This is a genomic window from Aquimarina sp. U1-2, from assembly GCF_017897595.1.
GTDB lineage: Bacteria > Bacteroidota > Bacteroidia > Flavobacteriales > Flavobacteriaceae > Aquimarina.
This window is the reverse complement of the sequence record NZ_JAGKIK010000032.1, coordinates 1-1,788: the sequence shown is the minus strand read 5'-3', so window position 1 is coordinate 1,788 and position 1,788 is coordinate 1. Positions and strand designations below refer to the sequence as shown.

Sequence of the window (1,788 nt, the reverse complement as noted above, 5' to 3'; positions counted from 1 at the left end):
GTATAAATATGTCTATCAATTTAAAGACCACTTAGGCAATATCCGACTCTCCTACTCAGACCGCGATAATGACGGGGTGGTGGACATTCTTAGAAATAATACTGATATCGATGGTGACGGGGATTATCAAAATGAGATACGGGAAGAAAAGGCGTACTATCCTTTTGGGATGACCCATCAAAAAGAAGAACCTTCTTTGATCTCTGGTAATGTGCACCCGTATGGGTTTAACGGCAAAGAAGAGCAAAAGGAACTGGGATTAGAGTGGCTGGATTTTGGGGCTAGAAATTATGATGCTGCATTAGGTAGGTGGATGAACATTGATCCGTTAGCTGAATCTATGAGGAGGCATTCTCCTTATAACTATGCCTTTGATAATCCAGTTTATTATATGGATCCTGATGGAATGGTTGCTATGGCTTTTGACTGGATAAATAATGGAGATGGGACATATACAGCAGAGGCAGGTGATAGTGCTGCCACTCTAGCGGAAGATGCTGGAATTTCCTTAGAAGAAGCTGATCAGATTGTTCAATCTCAGCTTGGAAAAAATTATGAGGGAGAGGACGGTGAAATGAAATCAGATGTTGAAATTGGAGATATTGTTGCTGTACCAGAACAGGTTGAAGCTTTTGAAAACGAGAGAGCTGCTGCTGCTGAAAATGAAATAGCTGTAGAAGGCTTACAAGATGAAATAGTAACTAATGAATCTTCAATTGCTAAAAACAATAAGGATGCTGATTCTTTAACAAAAGTAGCAAATAGAGAACAAGAAAAATATGATTTAAGTCTTGAAATGGGCTTACATAAACCTGCTTTTCCTGATGAACCATCAGGAGGTATAGCCATAGGAACCACTATTGTTCAAGCTAGGCGCGAAGCAAAAATTAAGAAAACTAGAAAACAGATAAGTAAATTGAATAGGACTACTGATAGTTTAAAGAAAGAGAATCAAAAGAAGAAAAAGGAGATAAATAAAAGAGGATACTTTAATAATAGTTCTACAATTAAAAATTAAATAAATATTTAAGTTTTATCAAAATAAAAGCTGTCTGAAAATTGATTTTCAGACAGCTTTTATTTTATGCCAGGGAGAACAATGCCTATGATAAATATTGAAAGAAAAATGATAATAGATACTATATAACCTACCCAAATATTCCTCTTTTGATATTTTACTTGATAGTAATGTTTATAGTCTTTTTTCAACCCTCCGATTAACATAAATATGATAGCTCCAAACATCTCAGTAACACCTAGCTGTCCAGACCCCTGGTCATAATCAGACACCCTCTTTTTGTTATTATCCATTATCTTAAGATCGTGTTTTTTTAATAAAATTGACAAATAAAAATACAGTTATCCCTAAAGATATTAAGATTACAAACCAATATGTAATATTAAAACTTAGACTTTTAATTAATCCAAAATAAATACCTTCATTCATTTTTAGAATAAACCATATTAAATTAAATATAATATGCCCCAGTATACTATAAAACAATCCAAACCGTAATAAAAGAACTCCAAATACCATCCCTGTAACAAATGTGGTTACTAAAGTTATTAGACTAAAAGATAAAGGGTTGAAGTGAATTAGTGAGAATAGGGTACTGGATATTATTAAACTGGTTAAAGTCGAATATTTAAAATTGATTAACTTCAAAATTATTCCTCTAAAAACAAATTCCTCTACGATTGGTACTATTAAGATTATTTTTGTGGCATTAAGGATTAAAGCAAGATTGTAAGAATATGAAATATTTAATTTTTCCGGAATATCTATAT

2 protein-coding genes are annotated in these 1,788 nt (G+C 32.7%); one reads left to right on the top strand and one right to left on the bottom strand.

The window, feature by feature from the left end:
* On the top strand, nucleotides 1-1,018 hold a 1,018-nt coding region (locus J8281_RS18835; RefSeq protein WP_210199217.1), incomplete at its 5' end, for an RHS repeat domain-containing protein.
* A gap of 297 nt (nucleotides 1,019-1,315) precedes the next feature.
* On the opposite strand, the gene J8281_RS18830 is transcribed toward J8281_RS18835, so the two are convergent.
* Nucleotides 1,316-1,788 (bottom strand): CPBP family intramembrane glutamic endopeptidase (locus J8281_RS18830; protein ID WP_210199216.1); only part of this gene is annotated, 473 nt, incomplete at its 5' end.